Source organism: Drouetiella sp. (assembly GCF_059504425.1).
Window position 1 is genome coordinate 17,064 of sequence record NZ_JCACIN010000039.1, and the last position, 23,013, is coordinate 40,076.

Annotated in this window: 11 protein-coding genes; 9 read left to right on the top strand and 2 right to left on the bottom strand. The window is 45.8% G+C overall.

Translation table 11 applies throughout. The features are described from left to right. Positions 1 to 21 precede the first annotated feature (21 nt). Genes AC5JMP_RS08615 through AC5JMP_RS08625 form a run of 3 tightly spaced genes read left to right on the top strand, consistent with a single transcriptional unit; the run spans position 22 to position 9,628 of the window. The gene (locus AC5JMP_RS08615) at positions 22 to 1,713 is read left to right on the top strand and encodes an AAA-like domain-containing protein (protein WP_495851039.1); all 1,692 of its coding nucleotides are present in this window, start codon (positions 22 to 24) and stop codon (positions 1,711 to 1,713) included. Beyond that, positions 1,713 to 5,966 carry an AAA-like domain-containing protein gene (locus AC5JMP_RS08620; RefSeq protein ID WP_495851040.1) on the top strand — a complete coding sequence of 1,418 codons (4,254 nt, stop codon included), beginning with the start codon at positions 1,713 to 1,715 and terminating at the stop codon, positions 5,964 to 5,966. Before AC5JMP_RS08615 ends, AC5JMP_RS08620 begins: the two co-directional genes overlap by 1 nt. Positions 5,967 to 6,004: 38 nt before the next feature. After that, a complete protein-coding gene (locus AC5JMP_RS08625) occupies positions 6,005 to 9,628 on the top strand; it encodes an AAA-like domain-containing protein (protein ID WP_495851041.1) in 3,624 nt (1,207 codons plus the stop codon). A gap of 124 nt (positions 9,629 to 9,752) precedes the next feature. Here the strand turns inward: AC5JMP_RS08625 and AC5JMP_RS08630 are convergent, their stop codons facing one another. Then, positions 9,753 to 9,893: a hypothetical protein gene (locus tag AC5JMP_RS08630; protein ID WP_495851042.1), complete on the bottom strand. Its 141-nt coding sequence runs from the start codon at positions 9,891 to 9,893 to the stop codon at positions 9,753 to 9,755. A gap of 67 nt (positions 9,894 to 9,960) precedes the next feature. On the opposite strand from AC5JMP_RS08630, the gene AC5JMP_RS08635 reads away from it, so the two are divergent. Continuing rightward, positions 9,961 to 10,275 (top strand): hypothetical protein, encoded by a 315-nt coding sequence (locus tag AC5JMP_RS08635; protein ID WP_495851043.1) that lies wholly within the window; start codon positions 9,961 to 9,963, stop codon positions 10,273 to 10,275. A 387-nt stretch (positions 10,276 to 10,662) separates the two neighbouring features. Then, the gene (locus AC5JMP_RS08640) at positions 10,663 to 14,274 is read left to right on the top strand and encodes a WD40 domain-containing protein (protein WP_495851044.1); all 3,612 of its coding nucleotides are present in this window, start codon (positions 10,663 to 10,665) and stop codon (positions 14,272 to 14,274) included. A gap of 488 nt (positions 14,275 to 14,762) precedes the next feature. On the opposite strand, the gene AC5JMP_RS08645 is transcribed toward AC5JMP_RS08640, so the two are convergent. Further along, positions 14,763 to 16,832: a caspase, EACC1-associated type gene (locus tag AC5JMP_RS08645; protein WP_495851045.1), complete on the bottom strand. Its 2,070-nt coding sequence runs from the start codon at positions 16,830 to 16,832 to the stop codon at positions 14,763 to 14,765. A 1,049-nt stretch (positions 16,833 to 17,881) separates the two neighbouring features. On the opposite strand from AC5JMP_RS08645, the gene AC5JMP_RS08650 reads away from it, so the two are divergent. The 4 genes from AC5JMP_RS08650 to AC5JMP_RS08665 all read left to right on the top strand — a co-directional run. Further along, entirely contained in the window at positions 17,882 to 19,516 is a 1,635-nt protein-coding gene (locus AC5JMP_RS08650; RefSeq protein WP_495851046.1) for a trypsin-like peptidase domain-containing protein, read from the top strand. A gap of 163 nt (positions 19,517 to 19,679) precedes the next feature. Beyond that, positions 19,680 to 21,611 (top strand): protein kinase domain-containing protein, encoded by a 1,932-nt coding sequence (locus AC5JMP_RS08655; RefSeq protein WP_495851047.1) that lies wholly within the window; start codon positions 19,680 to 19,682, stop codon positions 21,609 to 21,611. Positions 21,612 to 21,705: 94 nt separating this feature from the next. Beyond that, complete coding sequence (locus tag AC5JMP_RS08660; protein WP_495851048.1) at positions 21,706 to 22,452, top strand: GUN4 domain-containing protein; 747 nt, start codon at positions 21,706 to 21,708, stop codon at positions 22,450 to 22,452. Positions 22,453 to 22,580: 128 nt separating this feature from the next. Next, positions 22,581 to 23,013, top strand: a 433-nt coding sequence (locus AC5JMP_RS08665; protein ID WP_495851049.1) for a hypothetical protein, incomplete at its 3' end; no start/stop codon positions are given.

The window sequence follows — 23,013 nt, forward strand, 5'->3', positions numbered from 1 at the left end:
TAAATCAAGCCAGAGTGAACTATGCCTCCCTCAGCTAAAAGGAAAAAGACGACCATCTTGTTTTTGGGTGCAAATCCTGCAAACTCCGATCGCCTTGATTTAGAAACAGAGGTCAAGGAGATCAGTGCCGAACTGGAAAGAGCACAAAAGCGAGATAAGTTTGTCTTAAAGATTAAGATGGCGGCACAGACGAGAGATATTCAGTCTGCCCTTTTAGAGTTTAAACCCCAAATTGTGCACTTTGCAGGTCATGGTGTTGACCAAGCCGGACTTGTCTTTGAAGACGCGAGTGGTCAAGCCAGGCTAGTAAATGGGGTCGCATTGGCAGCGGTATTCAAACTGGTTGAAAGTTTTGTGGAATGTGTTGTTTTAAATGCCTGCTATTCTGAGCAGCAAGCAGCAGCCATTGCCCGATATATTCCATATGTAATTGGCACCAGTCAGAAGGTAGGCGATGGAGTCGCAAGGGCATTTTCATTTGGCTTTTATAATGCCCTAGGATCGGGTGAACTTTATGAATCTGCCTACAACTGGGGCTGTAGCAATATTGGGATGGAAGGCTTCTCTGATATCCCCACCCCGATTTTGAAGCGCAAGAGCGAAGAACCTGAAGTTATTGAACCGATCGAGCTTTTGCCAGAACTGGTTGCTATTCCACTGGGTCCGGTTCGGGACTTCGAGCTTTTTCCATTCATTATTGACGTACCAGAGGGTTCAATTAGCACTGATTCACCCCTGTATATCGATCGCCCACCGATTGAGCAAGAGTGCTATGAGGCCGTCTTAAGACCGGGCGCACTCATCCGGATCAAGGCACCAAGACAGATGGGTAAGACCTCCTTACAGCAGCGAATCTTGCACCGTGCTGAAGAAATTGGGCATAAAACCGGATACATCAACTTCCAGCTCGTTGATCCAAAAGTCTTAACAGATTTAGATAAGTTTCTGCAATGGTTTTGTCGAACTGTTACGGATGCATTGGAGTTAGAAGACAAGCTAGAAGACCACTGGAAGCCTATGCTCAGCACCAAGGTAAGATGTACAAACTATTTCCAGCGATACCTTCTCAAGGAAGTTTCGGGTTCCTTGACACTAGGCTTGGATGAAGTAGATCAGGTCTTTCAACACTTGGAGATCGCTGATGGCTTTTTTAGCCTGCTGCGTGTTTGGCATGAACAGGGCAAAAACCAAGAAATCTGGAAGAAACTTCGTCTAGTTATTGCCCACTCGAAGGAAGTTTATATTCCGCTCAACATCAATCAATCTCCTTTTAATGTCGGACTACCGATTGATCTACCCGAACTTACCCAACCACAGGTTACGGAGCTAGTCAGGCTACACGGCTTGAACTGGTCAATGGCGCAAGTCAAGCAGTTGATGAGTGTTGCGGATGGACATCCCTATCTGTTGCGGAAAGCCCTTTACGATATTGCGAAAGGAAACCTAACATTAGAGAAATATTTGCAGGTGGCTTATACCGAAGAGGGGCTGTATGGCGACCATCTCAGCCGTCACCTTCATAATTTGAGAGAAGATTCTAGTTTATCTGCTGCTATGCGTCGAGTTGTGATGGCAGATGAACCCGTGCAGTTAGATCAAAACTACGCCTTTAAGCTCCGTAGCATGGGGTTAGTAGAACTTTCTGGAAACAACGTGATTCCACTTTGTAACTTGTATAAAGTCTATTTTCGCGATCGCTTAGGAGCCAATTAATGAGCACTGTCCCTTCCTCTATCTATACTTACTACGTTGGAGGAAGCTTACCCGTCGATGCTCCAAGCTATGTCTACCGTCAAGCCGATCGAGATTTATACGAAAGTCTGAGAAATGGTGACTTTTGTTATGTTCTCAACGCACGACAGATGGGAAAATCGAGTTTGCGTGTTCGTACAGAAGAGCGTCTGAAGGCGCAGGACGTTGCCTGTGCCACGATCGACATTACCAGTATCGGCACCTCAGATATTACACCAGAGCAGTGGTACTTTGGCGTGATTGATACGCTAATCAACGGATTTGAGCTTTACAACACGTTCGATTCTTCTGCTTGGTGGGAGGAAAATCGCTTACTGTCGCCTGTCCAGAAGTTCAGTAGATTTCTGAAAGACATCCTCCTAGCACAGATAGGTCAGGCAATTGTCATCTTTGTAGATGAGATTGACAGCGTCTTGAGTTTGCCGTTCAACATTGATGATTTTTTTGCGGTGATTCGGGATTGCTACAACAATCGCGCCAATCAGCTCGAATATCGTCAGCTGACCTTTGCGTTGATTGGCGTTGCAACGCCATCAGACTTGATTCAGGATAAGCGACGCACCCCATTCAATATTGGACGGGCGATCGAACTCACGGGCTTTAGTTTGCATGAGGCAGAGCCACTCCTACCGGGATTAGCAACCAAGGCAGAAGATTCGCAGTCAGTGCTACGAGAAATCTTGGCATGGACAGGTGGACAACCTTTTTTGACCCAGAAAGTCTGTCGATTGGTGATGGCATCCTCCTTCCCGATCGCGGCTGGAGCCGAAACAGACTGGGTGGCGAATCTGATGCAAAATACAGTGATCGATCGCTGGGAAACCCAGGATGAGCCAGAGCATCTAAAGACCATTCGTAACCGGATTTTGTACAGCAACGCCCAGCGGACGGGGCGGCTTTTAGGGCTATATCAGCAGGTGTTTCAGCGAGGTAGCGTGACAGCAGACGATAGCCCAGAGCAGATGGAACTGCGACTATCAGGGCTAGTGGTGCGGCAAGAGGGCAGGCTACAAATCTATAACTTAATCTATGCTGCGGTGTTTGATCTGGCATGGGTAGATCAGGAGCTAGCTAATCTGCGCCCCTATGCAGAGACCTTCAGTGCATGGGTGGAGTCTGGTTTTACAGATGAGTCGCGCTTGCTACGGGGGCAGGCATTAGTTGATGCTCAGAGTTGGGCAACTAATAAAAGTCTCAGCAATCAAGATTACCATTTTTTAGATGCTAGTCGAAGTCTAGAACGCTCAGAATTTGAACGTAACTTAGATGTCGAGAAGCAATCAAATCAGTTACTGACAAGTGCTAACCGTAAAGCCAGAAAACGAATACGCTTTGGTGTTTATATTTTAATCACAGCGTTGGCTTTAGCAATGTTAGCTGGTTGGTGGGGTAGACAATCTATTGTCGAAGCTCAAAGTCAAATTCAAAATGCAGAAGAAACTATCCACAGCAACGAATTGCAGATCGAAAAATCACAGCGGGAACTTTCTAGTACTCGTAACCAAACTCAAAGGCAAATTGCTCAAGCAAAACAGGAGACACAAGCAGCTCAGGCAAAAATTAATCAGGCAAAGCAGCAACAGCAGTTAGTACAGGAGGCACGTGATAAAGCACAGCAGGAATTACGAACCGCACAACAGGAAAGGGGTAAACTTCAAGGGGACTTGCAACAGTTACTGAAAGATACAGAAGCTGCTCAGATGTTAGCTCAGCAAGCTAGAGCACAAGCTGGTGAGGAACGACAAAAAGCTGTAGAATCACAGCAAACTACTCAGATTACTCTTCAAGGAAATGCAATTAACCAATTAGGGAATGTTGCTTTACAACAATTTGAGTCCGGAGAATTAGAGTCTTTGTTAACGGCGATACAGAGCGGAACAGCTTTACAGGAGCTAGTGAAATCACAAGGTGTATTTGACAAATCTCCAGCATTTAGTCCATTATTAGCGCTTCAAAAAATACTCGACAATATTTCCGAGCAGAACCAACTCCTTGGACATCAAGGTTGGGTAAGAAGGGTCAGATTCAGTCCAGATGGCAGATTAATTGCGACAGCTGGTTCAGACGGAGTAGTTAAATTATGGGATGTCCTAGGGCAGCCTATAAAGACGTTTGAGCGCTACCATCGCAGTATCTTAGACATGAACTTTAGTTCCACTGGAAGGTTTATTTTGACAGCCGGTGATGATGGTGTAGCTAGGCAATGGAATTTGTCTGGAGAGGTTTTAAACACATATGATCATCAGGAAGTTGTTCAAGCTGTAGTAATCAGCTCCGACGAGAAGCGAGTTGTTACAGTTGGCGGTGGAATAGCTAAAGTGTGGAATATAGCTGGTCAACAACAAGCATCTTGGCAAGCTTCTGAAAAAGAGCTTTACAGCATCAACTTTAAACCTAATGATCAAAGCTTTATCACAGCAGGACTTGAAGGTAAAGTGCAGCAGTGGGATTGGTCTGGGCGAAAACTTATAGAGTTTGCAAGTGATCAAGGTGCCATTTTGAGCGCTCAATTTGCTCCAGATGGAAGAACGCTTGCCACAGCCGGAAGTGATGGTTCTGTCAAATTGTGGGATCAAAATGGGCAACCACTCCTTACTTTAAAGGCACATAAGGGCTGGACAAGAGATATCAACTTTAGCTCAGATAGTCAGTCTTTTGCGACTGCTGGAGATGATGGAATAGTGAAGCTGTGGAATATATCTGGTCAGCAAATAGCTGAATTAAAAGGGCATTTGGGTGGCGTATTGAATGTTCAGTTCAACTCTAATAATCAGCAGCTTGTCTCAGCAGGAACTGATGGTACTGCAAGACTTTGGAATTTATCTGGACAACGCTTCAACTCAAATAGCTTTATTGCCCTTTCAAAATCTCAAGAGCCGGAAAATGACGTACGATGCGTTTCTTTGTATGCTCCTGGACTCTATCCAGAACGGGTTGCATCAGCATTATTTGACGACAATCGAGTTGGTAGGATTTGGTTAGAGAATCAATCCAATCAAGTAATTACAATTAAGCTGTATCATCCTGATTTACCGGGGGAAGCATGGGGAGAGTTTCTGGTAGAACCAAAGGCAACTTGGCTATATCCATTTGAGGAAGATGCTCCTGTTTTCGGTAGTGATTGGGGCATTCAAGTAGATAGCTCCAAGATCTGTATTCTTGGCAGAGTTGGAGAGTGGAGTTTACTCAATAGCAGACATATCTTCAAAACTTCATCTAATCGATTTCCTAAAGGTAGTTCTTCTGGCAATCAAAACATTTTTGATACCCTTGATTTTAGCCCTGATGGTCAGCAGTTAGTGACAGGTGAGCTAAGTGGAAAAGTGAGCTTTTGGGACTTATCTGGCAGAAAATTGAGGGAATGGAAAGCTATACGGGGAGGAGTGCAAGGGGTTAGTTTTAGTCCAGATGGACGATATGTAGCTACTTCTTCTCCTCAGCGGGTGTTGCTTTGGAACATGTCTGGCGAAAAGATTGCTGAGTACAGTGCTTACAACGTGAGCTTTAGTGGCAATGGCGAGCATTTAGCTATTGCGACACAAAGCGACTCAAATGATGTGATTCAAATTTGGCACCAGGCTACAGATCAGTTAATTAAAGAGTGGAATCCTTCCTTAGGAACTGAGGGAAAAATCAGTGTTTACAGCATGGACTTCAGTCCTGATACAAAATCCTTACTAATTGCAGGAACACTACAAGTTAATCTTTACAGCATTGTTGATAGTCCAATTCAGCTTTGGGATCTATCAGGAAATTTAATTACAGAATTTAAGGGACACCGAGGTGGGGTTTTAAGTGCAAAATTTAGTCCAGATGGACAGGCAATTGTCACAGGAGGAATGGACGGTACTGTTAGACTATGGGGTTCTCTGGGTGAACAGCTCAGTCAATGGAAGGCGCACAGGGGTTGGGTAAGAAGTGTTATGTTTCTAGACAATCGACGTGTTGCAAGTGTAGGTGATGACGGGCTGGTCAAAGTATGGACTCGGTCAGGACAGCTAACTGCTGAATTCAAGGGACATCGAAGCAAGATTAGCGGCATGGCGTTTGATTCGTCAAAGCAAATCATCGCAACTTCTAGCTATGACGGCTCTGTTCGTCTGTGGCAAATAGAAAACTTAGATGAACTTATATCGCGCAGTTGTGACTGGATAGATGCTTTTGAGAAAGCAAATAAGAACTATTTTTGCAAAAAATTATCATCTGGTGATTAAAATCTTTGATTTGACTTGAACTATGACGAGGCAGGGCTATGAGTTCGACTTTTCATCCTACATATATGTATCAAGTCGGCGGCAGCCTCCCTGCTAACGCTTCCACTTACGTTGAGCGCCAGGCCGATCGCGATCTCTACGAAGGACTTAAATCCGGACAGCTCTGCTACGTGTTCAACAGCCGTCAGATGGGTAAATCAAGCCTGCGCGTTCGTACAATTCAGCGTTTGCAGGCAGCAGGAATCACCTGTGCTGTCCTCGATATGACCGAAATCGGCACGTCAGACATTACCCCTGAACAATGGTATGCGGGCATCCTTGATCGCCTGCTCGATGGCTTTGAGCTAACCAATCGCTTTGACCTGGAAGCCTGGTGGGAGAGCCATGCGTTGATTTCGCCCGTGCAGCGCTTCAGCCTGTTCTTTGAAGAAGCGCTGCTCAAGTTTATCTCAGGGGCGATCGTCATCTTTTGGGAAGAAATCGACAGTGTGTTTAGTCTGCCGTTTAATACCGATGATTTTTTTGCAATTCTCCGCACCTGCTATGACAAACGCGCTCTAAACTCTGAGTTTAATCGCCTCACGTTTGCCCTAGTTGGAGTTGCTACCCCCACTGATTTGATTCAAGATCGCCGTCAGTCGCCTTTTAATCTGGGTCAAGGCATTGAGCTGAGCGGCTTAGAACTCTCACACAGTCAGCATCTACTAGCTGGACTTGCTAGGGCAAGCGATCGCCCCGAAGCTCTATTGCAAAACATCTTTTATTGGACGGGTGGGCAGCCTTTTTTAACTCAAAGACTCTGTCGTTTGGTAATCGGACAATTGAGCCTTGATGGCTTTAAGGCTCAATTATCCCTCGATCGCCTAGTTCAGGAAAAGGTGATTCAACATTGGGAAACGCAAGACGACCCGCCTCACTTCAAGCCGATTGCCGATCGATTACTGTGGAATGAAAAGCGGGTGGGACGATTGCTGGGGCTGTATCAACAGATTTTGCAGTCGCCTGTTGCGCCGGATGGCTTGCCAACAGGAGCTACGGTAGATGATAGTCCAGAGCAGATTGAACTACGTCTGTCGGGGTTGGTTGTGCGTCGAGAAGGCTGTTTACGAATCTACAATCGCCTCTATGCGCTGATTTTTGATCAGGCTTGGGTCGATCGCCAGTTGGCTGAACTGCGTCCTTACTCAGAATCTTTGACGGCGTGGTTGATTTCTAGCTGCATAGACGAGTCGCGCTTGCTGCGGGGGCAAGCATTGCAGGATGCGCTGGCTTGGGCAGCGAGTAAGAGCTTGAGCGATCGCGATTACCAATATTTAACTGCTAGCCAGGAGATTGATAAACGCGAGGCAGAGAGAGCACTACTTGCCGAAAAGAAGGCGAGAGAGCTTGAAAATCTGGAAGCAGAGATCAGACTCAAGGCACAGGAGAGCGAATTAGCCACACAAAAAAGAGCAAACCAGATTTTGACTGATGCTGCTGTCAAAGCTAACCGTAGGATTCGGATCAGCTTTGTTTTTTTAGGAGTATCGCTGGGTGTGGCGATCGGTGCTGGGCTAGCTGCCGAATATGCCTATGGGCAGCAGCAGAAAATTCAGGAAACCGCCAGTCTTGAGCAAGCTGGTTTAGCAACGCTTCAGCAGTTTGCAGGTGGAGATGAAATTGAATCGTTGCTGGGCGCCCTCGAAAGTGGATACCAATTGAAGCAGCTGATTGGAGAGGAGCGATCAAAGCAGTACTCCGTCGTGAATCCAATGCAAGCACTTCAGGCTATCTTGTCTCAAATTCATGAGCAAAATGTGTTTCAGCATCCGGAAGGCATCCAATTTGCTGCATTCAGTCCCGATGGACAAAAAGTTGCCACAGTCAGTAAAGATGGGATGATCCGAATATGGAGTGCATCGGGGCAAAAACTATCCGAGTTTTCTGGAAAGCAAAAGATCCTGTATTCACTTGACTTTAGTCCGGATGGACAGCAGGTTGTTACGGCAGGTCAAGATGGTACGGTACGGCTCTGGAGTCTTTTAGGTGATGAAATAACTGAATTTGAGAAGCAACCACAACCTGTTTACAACGTGAAATTTAGCCCAGATGGACAGAGGGTGGCGATCGCCAGTGGCAGTGGAGCAGTAAAGCTTTGGACACTTTCAGGACAACCGCTCCCAGGCTTTCAACTCAGCCAGGGAGAACTCTTAAGCCTTGATTTTAGCCCGGACGGAGAAAAGATCGTAACAGCGGGTAAAAACGGTACAGTGCACTTACTAAACCTCGCCAAACAACAGCCTACAGAATTTAACGCTCATACCGGCTTGATTCGACAGGTTCGTTTTAGCCCCAACGGCCAACAGATTCTGACAGCAAGTGAAGATGGTACTGCCAAACTGTGGACACTTGAGGGTAAGCAGATTACTCAGCTCACTGGCAATGTAGGCTGGGTAATGAGCGCCAGCTTTAGTCCGGATGGCAAACAGATTGTCACCTCTGGAGAGTTAGGGATTACAAAACTTTGGAATTTGCAAGGTGAACTGTTGAGAGAGCTAAGGGGGCACAGCAATTTTGTGGGCAGCACCGACTTTAGCCCAGATGGAACAAGGCTAGTTACTGCTAGTGAAGATCGAACCGTTAGAATATGGAACCTCGCTGGCTCCCCTTCATTTCAATTCGTGGCGCATCAGAAGCCTGTGCCAGGACTCAGCCTTAGCCCTGATGGTCAAACAATCGCAACGGCTAGCAGCGATCGTACCGCCAAACTGTGGACACTTGATGGTAAGCCGCTTCAGGAATTCAAAGGGCACACCGATCGCGTCTTGAACGTTAACTTTAGTCCCGATGGTAAATCGATCGCAACTATTAGTACAGATGGCACTGCTAGACTTTGGGACCTCTCTGGTCAACAGCGTGCTGAGATGAAGGCAGAGGTAGGATTGTTTAGCACTCTTGCCTTTAGTCCCGATGGACAGAGGCTAGTGACTGCTGGTTCAGATGGCATGATTAGACTTTGGGATTTACAAGAGCATCAGCAGCTTGAATTTAGGGGAAGCGATCGTGGGCGGCTGTGGAGTGTCAGCTTCAGTCCTAATGGCCAGCAAATCGCAGCAGCAGGCGACGATGGTGTTGCTAAGCTTTGGACAAATTCAGGGCAGCTAATTACTGAATTCAAGACTTCTTCAGGAGATATCAGCACTATCCAATTTAGCCCAGATGGACACACGATCGTAACTACGGGCGTAGAAGGCAAAGTGGTGCTGTGGAGCCTCACTGGAGAAAAGCTGGATGAATTCCGGGCACATATCGGCAGAGTCAGGCGGGTCAGATTTAGCCCAGACGGTCAATTACTCGCTACCACCGGGGATGAGGGCTTAGTAAAAGTCTGGACGATAGCAGGACGCCAGCTTGCAGAGTATAGGGGGCATCAACATGCAGCCAGAGGCATCAGTTTTAGCTTGGATGGAAAGCAGGTCATTTCAACAGGTGATGATGGCACTGTTAGACTCTGGCAAGTAAGCAGCTTAGATGATCTTTTAAACCAAGGATGCCGATGGCTCAAAGATTACCTTGCTAGTCATTCTGGTTCTCCTAATTCCTGTCCTCAAGCCATTCAAGTGTCGAGTATTCACAGTAGTGCTAACCGAATCATAATTACAGGAACCCAGCCGTTCAAATGAATAACTACCTTCAGAAAACCACGCTCTTCACACTCAGTGTATTGCTACTTACAGTTACAATCGCCGCATGTTCTTCCTCAACAACTTCAATCCCTCAAACTGATAATTCAATTCCCACAGAAACTCAACCCAAAGCTTCTCCGGCACCAGCCTCAAAGCCAGCATCACCAGCAGTAGCAGTAGAACCCGATCGTTCTGTCGATTTAGATGATGTAGCTCCCCAGTCTAAGTCAAAGGCAACCACTCCAGCCGCAGACCCTATCATTGAGCGAATTTCCAGAGACCAAAATCTACCTCTTGAGCCGTCAAGACCTAATCCTGTAGAACCCCAGATGCCAGAACCTACAATGCCAGAACCTATAATGCCAGAACCTCAGATTTCACAACCTCAGATATCAGAACCTTGGGAACCCCTGCCAACAGAACCTACTCCAGAACCTCCCTACGCACCGCAAACAGAGCTATCTGACGTATCTGAGCCAGAAGTTATGATCTTGCCAGATATAATTCCAGAATCTGCACTAGAAGATTACTCTGATCAGCCTCCTTCAGAAATTGATTCTCAGTCACAGCTAGCGGAACCGAGCCAGGAGTCTCAAGGTTCAGAGCCTCAAGCTCCAGAGCCAGGAATTTCACGGCAATACTAGAATCTATCTCAAAAGCGAACTTTGCTGTGCCAACCCTAGTAAAATTTGCTTTTCCGCTAAAAATTTAACAGACAGAGTATGTGCTAATAGGTTGGCAAATCCAGGCTACGAGCGTGAACCATCTAGCGCTTGCAAGAGGAAGAAATTGCCTCTGTGGCGATCGACATTACCAGTCTTGCGGTATGGCAAGTCGATGACTCAAAACGCGTCAGCTATGCGAACAGCAAAGAGGTATAGATAGGAAAAAACAGATTAAGGGAAGTATAGATAAAGAACAGTAATGAAAAGCAAGTCAGATAATAGAAACAGAACTTGCGTTTTATCAGTCATATCTAACTACGGATCTCTGAACTAGAATTTGTAAACTGGCAATCGCTTAAATCTCCTATGACAGCCGTCTCTCCTACCTATGCTTATCAAATCGGCGGCAGCCTACCCACAGACGCAGCCACCTACGTCTACCGGCAAGCCGATGAAGATCTGTATCAAGGACTAAAGGCAGGAGAGTTCTGCTATGTTCTGTCCTCGCGTCAGGTAGGCAAGTCCAGCTTGCGGGTACGCACTATGCAGCGCTTGCAGGGAGAAGGCATTGCCTGTGTAGCAGTGGATATTACCAGCATCGGCACAGATGATATTACTCCTGAGCAGTGGTACGCAGGCATTATCGACACTATCACCAGCAGCCTAGATTTATACGATCGCTTCGATCTAGAGGACTGGTGGGCAAGCTTGAGTCTCCTATCTAATGTTCAACGATTTTCTCGCTTCATTGAAGATATCCTGCTCAAGCTCGTTCCTAAAAATATCGTTATTTTCATTGACGAAATTGACAGCATCCTGAGCCTGCCGTTTAATATTGATGATTTCTTTGCTGTCATCCGTGACTGCTATAACAATCGTGCAGACAAGCCCGACTACCGTCGTCTCACCTTTACGCTGCTTGGCGTTGCCAGTCCTGCCAACCTGATTCAAGATAAGCGCCGGACTCCCTTTAATATTGGTCGCGGCATTCAACTCACCCAGTTTCAGCTTGAGGAAAGCCAGCCTTTACTTCCCGGCATCGCCTCCAAAACAGATAACCCTCATCGCTTGCTACAAATTATCCTGGAGTGGTCAGGGGGGCAACCTTTCCTAACACAGCGACTTTGCAAACTTGTCAGCACTGCCGAGACTCCTATTCCTCCTAGACAAGAAGCGGTGTGGCTGCAAGCTCTAGTCCAAACAAAAGTAATTGACCATTGGGCATCGCAAGACGAACCATCCCATTTAAAAACTGTGCAGGATCGGCTGTTGCTCCACAGCGGTGACAGAATCGGGCAATTACTTGATCTCTACCAGCAGGTATTGCGTCCCGAGGGGCTACTAGCTAACGGTAGCACCGAGCAACTTGATCTTCTCCTCACAGGTCTGGTGATTAGACAGGGCGATCGGTTACAGGTTTACAATCCTATCTATGCCGCCATTTTCAATCAAGACTGGCTCGATTATGAGTTCGCCACCGTCCGTCCCTATAATCAGGCTCTAAAAGCGTGGACTGAGTCTGGATACCGGGATGAATCCCGTTTGCTGCGCGGGATAGCTTTACAGGATTCACAGGCATGGATCGTCGGCAAGAAGCTTGATCCAGATGACTATCGTTTTCTGGCTGCCAGCGAAGAACTCAAGCAGAGAGAAACTCAGCAGAGAGTTGAAGCAGAACAGACTCGTATTGCTTTAGATGCCGAGAAAAAAGCGAACCAAATTTTGGCAGATGCTGCTCGAATTGCTCAGCGTCGCATTCGGATTAGCGGTGTAATTCTGGGAGTAGCAGCCGTTTTCTCGGCTGCAATGGCTGGAGCAGCATTTTGGTCTTACAGCAATGCAAAACGGGGAGATGTCCGATTACATGCTGCCTCTGCCCGAGCGAGCTGGACAGCGAATCAAGGACTGGATGCCCTCTCGATGGCGCTTATATCTGCACATGAATTACGTGAGTTGAAAGAGTTGTTCTTTCCACCCGATGGTGATACTCGCTACCAAACCCAGCTTGCGCTGCAACAGCCCATCTACGATGCTCAAGAATTCAATCGCCTTGAGGAACATAAAGCCAGAGTCACGGCTGTAAGCGTCAGCCGTGATGGACTAATTGCTTCTGCCAGTGCCGATGGTACTATCCATTTGTCGCAATCCAATGGTCAACTCATTGCCGATGCTAAATTTGGCTCAGCTCAGAAACTCATCACCAGCCTCAGTTTCACGCCTGACGGCAAAACGCTATTGGCCGCAGGTGAGACAACAATCAAGCTGTGGGATCTCAAAGGAAAACTACTGGGAACCTTACCAGCAAGCCAGTCAAATAACAATAGCGTAACCAGTATCAGCATCAGCCCTAATGGGGAAACACTCGCCGCTGGAGAAAGCAGCGGCACACTTCAACTCTGGAATCTCAATCTGCAAAACCTTAAGCTCCTCCAGAGTTGGAAACTGGGTAGCATCTCAGCAGTTAGTTTCAGTCCTGATGGTAAAACTATTGCAGTCGGTGGGAATGATTCAAAGATTCGATTGTGGAAGCCAGATGAAGCACTTCAAATAAAACTGATTGATAACAAAGCCCCGGTAAATGACCTTTATTTCAGCCCCAATGGGCAGGTTCTGGCAGCCGTGGGTCAGTTTGGCAGCATTAAACTTTGGTATCGAGACGGCAACACCTTCCGGCTCAAATCGCTTCCCGATCAAGAGCGACCCGTACGCGCAGTCCGATTTTCAGATGACAGAACGCTCATTACCGCAGGTGAAGATCACACCATTAAACTATGGCGGCTCCATGCTCAACAAGGAGAGCCACCCGGTGTTGCCTTACTTAATACTCTCCGAGGGCATACTAGCGTTGTATCAGGACTTGATTTAAGTCGCGATGGTAAAACGTTAGTATCTGCTAGCTGGGATAAGACCATTCGACTGTGGCGTCTACAAGGCAATCCAGCTGATGCCCTGGATGGACAAACCCCGCTGTGGGCGGTGAAGTACAGTCCGGATGGGCAAATGCTTGCGGCGGCAGGTGGAGAAGCTGGAATTACCAGTTCCATTGCCATATGGAATGCAGATGGGAGCTTCAAACATAGATTGAAGGGGCACACTAATAGAATCTTCGCTCTTAGTTTTAGTCTAGATGGTCAAAAACTTGTGTCTGCCGGTGCAGATCGAACAGTTCGGCTTTGGAATCTAAAAGAGCGAACGAGCAAAGAACTCAGCTCTTGTGCCAGCAATAACTGTCCCAAGCTTACTCAGCAAGAATATTTTGCGGTTAGCTTCAGTCCAGATGGGAAAACGATCGCCGCAGGAGACTCAAAGGGCACCTTGCGCCTTTGGAGTACAGACAGACCTTTCCCTCGCGAGATTCAAGCTCATCAGCAGAGTATTTGGGGAATTGCCTTCCGCCCTGAAATGATTGCTACCAGCAGTAGTGATGGAACTGTCAAACTTTGGGCATTGGATGGAAAGGACATACTCACCATTCCTAATCAAGGCTCTGAAGTGCTGAGTGTCAGCTTTAGTCCAGACGGACAGACTCTTGCAACGGGCAGCGAGGATGGCAAAGTCAGGCTATGGAGCCGACAAGGACAACTCATTGCTACTCTAACTGGTCACCAACAGGCAGTTTGGCGCATCCAGTTTAACCCGGACGGTAAGTTGCTTGCTTCTACTAGTGAAGAGAGAACCGTTAAACTTTGGCGAGTCGATAACAATTCCATACAGGCTTTACTCAAAAAGCCCGATTCAATTGACGACCTTAGTATCAGAACTTTACTTGGATTTAGCGATCAGGTTAAAGATCTTAGCTTCACGCCTGATGGCAAGACGTTAGCCACTGCTGGGTTTGATAAAACCGTCAGGATATGGGATGTAAGTAAGTTATGGAACTTTGACCAACTGGTGGAGCAAGGCTGCACTCAAGTCAAGGATTATCTTGAGCTCTCAACGGGTTCAGCTCAGTCTGATAATCAGCAGATTTGCCAGTAGAGAAAAACGGGCTGAAAAAATTCAACCCACGTTCGTCGACTTCTTTTCAATGTTGAATAATCAACTTTGTAATTTAATCAGTTTTCCACTTCTTCAGTTGAAATCATCGAAGCAAAACTAGGAAAGTGGGTTGATTCAGTTTACGCAATCTTTTGTACAGCATATCCCTGAACTCACTGCTAAACTTTTCCAATCCTAAAGCACTGCAGTAGGCTATGATAGTAGCCTACTGCAGTGCTTTAGAAAATCCGCTTTGATACAAGAATTTATACTCTGCTCTGAATAAGTACTAACTCAATGGTAAGACTGCTAGTTGAAGTGATGAGATGAAATGCAACTCGCTGCCCCCTAGCAGACTGGGATTACCTTCAAGGTTTTGCTTGGCTAGTTACAATAGGCTCAGAACTCAACTTTTGAGATCTCCAAAGCTATTAGGAGAGGTAATGTTCTAGACCTGTTGCTGAAATCCACTAGCGTGTTGAAGTAATTCAACCAAGCTGCTTCCAGAGAAGTAGGGCTGAAATCCCTATACCAGCACTAATAAGGGCCTTAACTATTGGAATAGTTATTGTTGGAATTGAGGAATTGTCTAGGTTTGGAATGATTAGCCAAACAATACTTCCTACAACGGCTCCAGCAACGCCAAACATAAGAATTTTCAAAAGCTGCTGCAACATAACATCTGCTGCTTCATCTTGCGTTGTCCATGCTATGGCTAATCCAGTGAGCAAACCACCAATGCCTCCTGCCACCGAATCACCTAGAGGATTGGCAAGAAATAGAATGATTACCCAGACAGCAGCAATCAACCCCATGAAAGGCAGCATTTGTTTGCCCTGATTGAGTTCTTGCTGAGCTTCTGCTAGTAGGGCTGATGTATCTCGGTAGTTCGGATTGAGTTGGGCGAGTTCCTCGAAAACCTCTATTGCTTTTTGCCACTCTTGAGCATTCATATAAAGTTGTCCCCGGTTATGAAGTTTAGCAACTCTTCCCTCTTGGTTGAGGCGCTCTTTTTCCCTTAACCGCTGTCGAGCTAGCTCTTGAAGATTATCTGGATCAGGGCAAGATGTGTCTAGAGCACGAATTTCTCTAAACACATCAATAACTCTCTGCCATTGCTGTTCGCGGTGCCAGTTACGAGCTTGAGCATAGAGAGTAGCCAATTGCCGCTGGCGTTTGGCATCATCAAGACGCGTCTTTACCTTCTGATTTTCCGGGTCGATCGCCAAGATTGCTTCAAGATGCTTAATGCTTTCAACCCAAGTTTGGCTGGCATAGGACTCTTCCACCTTGGCCGTAAGCTCAGCGATCTGCTGTTGGCGTTTTGCTTCATGTAGCTTAGTACTGACATCTTTATAGCCAGTTTGCTGGGCATTAATCTGACCCAGCAACTGAATGGCTTCTACCCATTGCCCATCCCGCAAATAGATAAGAGCTTGGGCATACCATTCTGCTATCTGCTTTTGTTCTCCCTCAGTTGTCTTGATGTCTTGCCTTGAGGAAATTTCAGACTCAATTGGCTCTACATCCTCATCTCTCAGCCCTAGAACTTCTTGTAGACGCTTTAGTTCGTTACGAGTGTAGCCACTGAGCTGGGTTTCACGTTGAGTGGCATCCGAAAGTGCTTGGCTATACTCTTGCAGATTTTTTTGATACTTTCTGTAAGGTTCTAATGTCTCAGCTTCGATCGCAGCGACTTCTTCGGGCAGGAGCTTCAGTTTGTCTCGAAGCTCGCCTAAGACACGGCGACCGATAGAAGAAATTTCACCCCGACTAGCAAAGCGTTCAATTTCTCGACGATAGCGCAGTTTGGGATCACCCACAGCCGCAGCAGCCAGACGAATATTGAATCCCTCCTCTACGGCATAGATTTTGGGCTTCATAGCAGGCGCAGTTTCTTGAACCTTCTTGCGAGCATAGTCGTGCAGTTCGTCAATTGAGACAATACCATCATTGTTTGTGTCGGCTGCCCCTGTCTCAATGCCCTCCACAATGTAGCGAGTGTAAACTGAGAGGTCTGAGCCTTGCTGCTCGAAGGAGTATTGGGTAGAGGTTGAAGAAGTTAGAACGGCTCGTCCTTCACCCCCTAGCTGAGTTTGCAAATCTACAACTCCGTCATCCTTAGCTTTCATGCCCTCCGCAAAGGCTCCACTGAAGCAACAGTCGAGAATCACGACCTGCCGCTTACAGCGCGATCCATTCATAATATCATGTATAGAGCTGGCAGAAACAGCAGTTGCTTTAACCAGCTCACCTTTGGGATGTTTACGGGTAATGCGGGTAGCGAGATATAGCATACCACTCTCGTCCTTAATGCCATGACCTGAAAAGAACAGCAATATAAGATCATTTTTTGCGCGATCTAAAAATAAAGCCTCGATCGCCTCCTGCATCGCCAATGGATCAGGATTGGATAACATTTTTACATCATCGAAACTGCCCATTTCTGGATGCCGCAATACTCGCTGCACTGCCTCAATGTCTCTTACAGCTCCGGGCAGAGAATTGAGTCCCGGTTCGTATTCACTAACTCCAACTAACAAAGCGACCTTTGCCATCTTTACCTTGCTACTAAGTGATGAGAATCGTGAGCAAACCTAAACTTGAGCCAATGACCTACTCGGATAACCTGCTTGATTAATTTGCGGCTTTTAGAGGATATCTGAAAAGTCCCAGAGTAGGAAGTTGAACGTTTAAGATCCCCCTTAAATAAAGGGGTTAGGGGAGATCTGAGGCGCCTAAAAGCAAAGCTAGGATCTTTTCCGACATCCTCTCAGCTCGACTTTATCCATTTTCTGAAACTCACAATTAGCAGGGCTTCTAGCATGACGGATTTTCCTAAACTTTATCTTGATATTGGTTAAGCGCCGGACATCCGAAAAAGTTTGAGAGCCTGCCTACAATTCACGCACCGCCAAAAATGGTTCTAATTCAAAATGGATAAAGTCGAGTTCAAATTTGAGCTTTGATCATTAAAATCTTATACTGTCTCACTCAATTCGCAAAGCTACCCACAGCCAATGCAAAATTTAGTAGCCTATATAACTAAAACAGTTGATCTATAGTCTGTTGTGTTGGTGCTTTGACTCTTTGTACTATTCATAACGCATTGAGTTGACTCTCAAGTACTCAAACTAGAGCAATTATTAAGTTTTTAAGTATATTCTCAGCTGTCTTAAAGAAATCAGGCATAATTCTGATCACTAAAACTGTACCTGTTTGAGGAGCTGCATCATCTCGATGCTGTGCGTTTAAAGCATGTGTTTGTGTGAGTCTATGGCAATGTTCTCTAATGAGTTCAAAGGCTAAAGCGATTGATTCGTATGAGGTCGGTTCCATTGATCTGTATAGTTAACTTCTGAATTTAATCAAGACAGTAGCCTCAGATGAAGCAGCTTTGGAAGTGCCCGCGCAGGTACCCCCAAGACTCGCGCTCTTCTACCAAAATAAGCTGACGGATGCATTAGCCCAAGTTCATCCAGCTAGCTTAAGTCTGATTGAACTAAATGTTTCGGTCTTTGAGCAATCTAGGCTCCAGGATATCTGCTCTCAGTAGGCTTGGGGTTGCAACACTGTCGTAATAGCTGCATCTAAAGAAGGTCTTATCATGCCTGCCATACTTAGATACCTAGGGATCTCACTTACTGCTCTAGCTCTGGCTCTTGTTCAATTTCCCTCTGTTGCGCAGAATGCTCAGCCAAACGCACGTGAAAAGCTTGCAACTTATACGAAGCCAGCTATTGTACGTGTGGTAAACGGTTGTTTCGGTTTCTTCCCTTCGTTCTACCAGGGTCCTAGTGGGACTGATGGGATTGGGGATGCTTATGCCTCTTACGGTGTTTTGGGTTCAGGTTTCTTTATCACTCCCGATGGTTACATTGCAACGTATGGAATCATAAGTGACATAGACTGTGAAAAGGAGCTTACGCAGCAATTGATTGGTGAAGGTAAAAAACTAGTTCCTTTTGATTCTAATCGTCCTGACATAAAGCCCAAAATTGAGCATGTCAGAAACGTGATCTTACCTTCGCCAAACCCCGAATCAAGGCAAGAGCCGCTTGAGTTTAAGCTTCCAAGTGATGACTCCAAAAATGCTTCAATTATTAAAATTGAGCTTGATAAGGAAAATGCTCCTTCTCTTAAGTTTGGAGAATCTGAAAAGGTTGGGCTAGATGACGTTACGTTAGTAGGGTATGCGGTTGGTGCTAAAGATAATAAAGCATTGAAAGATACAGAAGCCTATGAAGCATCTGTAAGTGATGGTAGGATTTCAAACGATTCTAGGAAGCTAGCAGATAATTCCCCAGCATTTGAAATTTCTGCATCTGGAAGCTATTACGCAGGCAGCCCAGTTCTAAATGAGCAAGGTGAAGTTATTGGCATAATTACTCCTACAGAGAAAGATAAGATTCGCTATGTAAATGAGGATGAAGTTGCGGATGGTCAGCCTTCTAATGCTTCAGAACTCGCCCTGGCTATTCCTGCAAAAGCGGTACAGAAACTGCTCACCTCTAGAAATATAGTGAACAGCCAGGGAGAAATTGATGGATGGTATCGAAGTGGTCTAGAACTCTTCTGGCAAGGAGACTATGCAAGCGCAAAAGAAAAATTTGAGGTCGTCAAGGATCTCTTTCCACAGCACTCAGAGGTCGATCGACTGATTAGTGAAAGCAATAAGGGAAGAGTTAACCAGTTTAGTAAGCCAAACTTTGCTTTTTGGGGTGCAATTGCCGCCGCGGGTGCCGCAGTTTTAGGATTAATTTTCGCCTTGATGCGGCGCAAACCTAAGACAGCTAGAAAATCTTCAGGTGACGTTAGACCTTTCTCTAAGCCAGCTCAAACGGGTGTTTCTAAAACTAGTAGTATTAATGCTCAAGCTTGGATAGAGCTAGAAGGGAGAGGAGAAATGATAAAGCTGCCGCTCTATAAAGACACCCACCGTATCGGACGAGATCCGGCATGGTCAGATGTTGAAATGCCAGCCAGTTGGGAGGTACTGTCTAGGCAGCATGCAATCCTGAAGCGTGAAGGAGATAGCTATCGCATCTTTGATGGTGACGGCAAAGTTGCTAGCCGCAACGGATTGCTAGTAGATGATTACGATAGGGTCGATACCACTGTAGGACACTTGCTAAGACCAGGTGATACCATCGCAATCGGTAAGAACCCACTAGAGCAGGTGCGAATCACCTACTTTAATGCAGCTTCCGGTCAGGCAAGCAATGAGACAAAAATGGCTTAGCTTGAGCTGTATGCCTGAGCTGAGTCGGAAGAGGTAGATCTGTTTAAGGTTTGCCTCTTCCAAGATGAAACGAGCTACTTCCCTCAGTCTTGCTCCAATGCAGTTGAGAAGAGCATTCTATTGTAAGTCAATGTAAGTGACAACGACTCAGGAAGGTCGAGCTATGTCGATCGTTGGAAAACTGCTGCGTAGACATTACAAGGTAACAGGTGTTTTGGGGAGTGGAGGCGTAGGCGAAACTTACACTGCGGTAGATATTGATCGCCCTGGAGAGCCGATATGCGTAGTCAAACGCCTAAAGTCCTCTACCGATCCTGACCTCCTGCCAGTTGTCAAAACTCTATTCAACCGCGAAGCCGCAACCTTAGAGCAGTTGGGACACCATGATCAGATTCCCAGGCTGTTGGCTTACTTTGATGAAGATGAAGAGTTTTTTTTGGTTCAAGAATTCATTGAAGGGCAACCTCTCAGCGCAGAATTGCCGTTGGGGCATCGCTGGTCGGAAGTTAAGGTGATTCAACTGCTAAACGATGTACTTACTGTTCTAAAATTTGTTCATGAGCAGGGCGTAATTCACAGAGATATCAAACCTGCTAATCTGATTCGACGCCAGCATGATAATAAGCTAGTCTTAATCGACTTTGGTGCAGTTAAGCAGAAAATTCAACGAGATTCCCACAGCTTAGAGCAAACTCAAATTAAGGGAACGATTTCGATCGGTACTGAAGGCTATATGCCGCCAGAACAACAGGCGGGTAGCCCTAACCTAAACAGCGATATTTATGCTTTGGGCATGATTGGAATTCAGGCACTTACAGGTGAAAATCCAGCTGAATTGCAACGAGATGCAGATGGAGAAATCCTTTGGCAGCATAGGGCACGAGTTAGCGATGAGTTAGCGTCTATTCTTAACCAGATGGTGCGCTACTACTTTAAGGCACGCTATCGATCAGCGACAGAGGCACTAAATGCACTAATTTTTCTAATCGATCGTTACTTTAAGTCGACTGAATCGAATGAAAATGCAAGTGCGGCAAAAATAGAGGAAGATCTACAAAAACTAGCAGATACGGTTACAGCTACTGATACTCCAGCAATTCAAGATATCTCTAGAGTCCAGGAAACTAAGGTGGCATCTGGTGCAGAGCAAAATACTTCTGATATCTACGAGACTAAAGTAGCTTCCTTTGATGCAGAACAGAATGACTCTAGAATACAAGAAACTAAATTTGCTGATCTACAAACTAATGTAGCTGAGACTAAATATAGTCTTGACTCCATACCCGTTTTTCAAAAGGAGGATATAGAGGCGAGCCAACAGGTAGCTAAGATTAATTCTAGTTTTAAAGACCAATTAAGAGAATTCTTTAGAGAATCTGAAGCTCAACCAGAGAGTAACAGGAAGGGATTAGTATTAGGATTAGGGGGAGTAGTAATAGTTGCGATCACTGTTATCGGATTTGTTGCAAGCCAAATGATAAGTAAAACTTTAGGATTAGGTGTTCTGCCTGGAGACTTAGCGACTAACCAAACAGTGACCGCGTCTGTACAATCAGACCCTTCAAGCCCTCAACAACAAGACTCATCGAATCAAGAAGTAAAACCCGATCGCTTTCAGGCAGACTATGCCAAGCTACAAACCGCTCTGCAAAGAAAAGATTGGAGAGAAGCCGATCAACAGACTTACAAACTGATGCTGAAAATTGCAGGTTCTGAATCAACCCAGAAAGGCTCCTTCGCCTTGAATGAATGGCAAAGCTTTCCCTGCGATCAATTTCGAAAAGTTGATGAACTTTGGCGAAAAGCAAGCAGTAATAGATTAGGCTTCAGCACTCAGTGGCAGATCTATCAGCGGGTAGGAGCAAGCAAATATCACAACACTATTGGATGGAAAACTTCAGATGGAGTTGCGATAGTGCAGTTCCAGGCTCCTGATAATAAGACTCGAAGAGCGAAGTTTGGTAAAGGTGGAGAACCTAACTTTGACAATCCACCTGCTGGTCATCTACCGGCCATGCTTTTATGGAGTGATCAACAAGGAAACATTAGTTTCGATGACCAGAGACTTGGAAAGGCAAAGGATTGTGGACTGTAGATCAAAATGAAATTGACTGTTCCTCTTTAATTTGAAGTGATTTTGTACATGATATGGCGCTATGGTATCTTTATTTCGAGGAGTTTCATCATTCATGAAAGCACATCGTTTTTTCTTTATTCTCATAGGTATCATTGGCTCAATTTGTGTAAGTTCGATCGCTGCTCCGTCCTATCAGTCAACAAGTTCAATACTTGCGCAATCTCTAGGAGGTAGCAGTTCTCCTGCCTCGCCGCCGATTAGCCCAAGTCAAATTCCCTCTGCCTCTCCCAACCCTTCTGAACCAGCTAAGGAAGCCAGTCCCGCTCCATCTGAAGGTGCCAGCCCTAGCGTAGTTGAAACATCTGGTACTCCCGAAGTCGCTACGCTCTACAGCCAATTAGGCGAAGCCCTAACTGCAAAACGTTGGGAGGACGCTGATCGAATTACCTATGAGTTGATGCTGGAAATCTCGGGATCTAAGTCAAAAACGCAAGGCTTTTTTGATTCTCTGGAGTGGCAAAAGTTTCCTTGTGAACAATTTAAAAAAATTGACGAACTTTGGGGCAAGGCTAGTGACAATGAGCTAGGATTCAGTGCCCAAATTAAAGTTTTCAGGGAGGATGCTGGAGAGCGTGCTGATGACTATTACAAAAAGATTGAATGGAAAAGTAATGATGGTGCGTGGACTGTAAGTTGGGAATATGACCAAACAGCTAAACGATATAAATATACGGATGGTAAAACACCCAACTTTACAAATCCTCCTGCTGGACATCTACCTGCGCTCCTAGTGTGGAATCGTGGTGTAGACTACAGACTACAGAAGTCCATAGCATGCGACTTGTATTTAACTCCTTAGATTTTCCACTTTTTGCAGGATTGCTCTAGTTAATGTGGTGTTTACCTGCATGTTACCTTCGACACAAGCAAATTATCCCGCTAGCACCGCTTTCAGAAATGATGAAAATGAGAAATAAATGCTTGTTTATGCTACTGTGCACGTCGGGAGTCTTCAGTTTTATCCCATTTGTCGCTCAAGCATCTGAGGTGGTGAATGTGCCTCATCCGGCTCCAGCAATCGCAACTGAACCGTTTATAAACCAGGCTTCTCAACCTGTGGTGGCTCAGGTTATTGAGAGTCCTATTGTAACATCCGATTCAACTTCTTCAGCTGGCTACGTTATCCAAAGTCCAGTTTCAATTCCCTCAGATCTAGATTCTGAGACAACCATAGGGAATTCTGTTGAGCTTCCGAAGGTTGTTCAAGAAGCTGTTGGAAGCACGGAGGCTCGACGCAAGCGTGATAAGGAAACCCTAGAGAACTATGAAGAAAGCCATCCAGAGCAACCTGTGGTTGTAGAATCTCCTGTGGTTGTAGAATCTCCTGTGGTTGTAGAATCTCCTGTGGTTGTAGAATCTC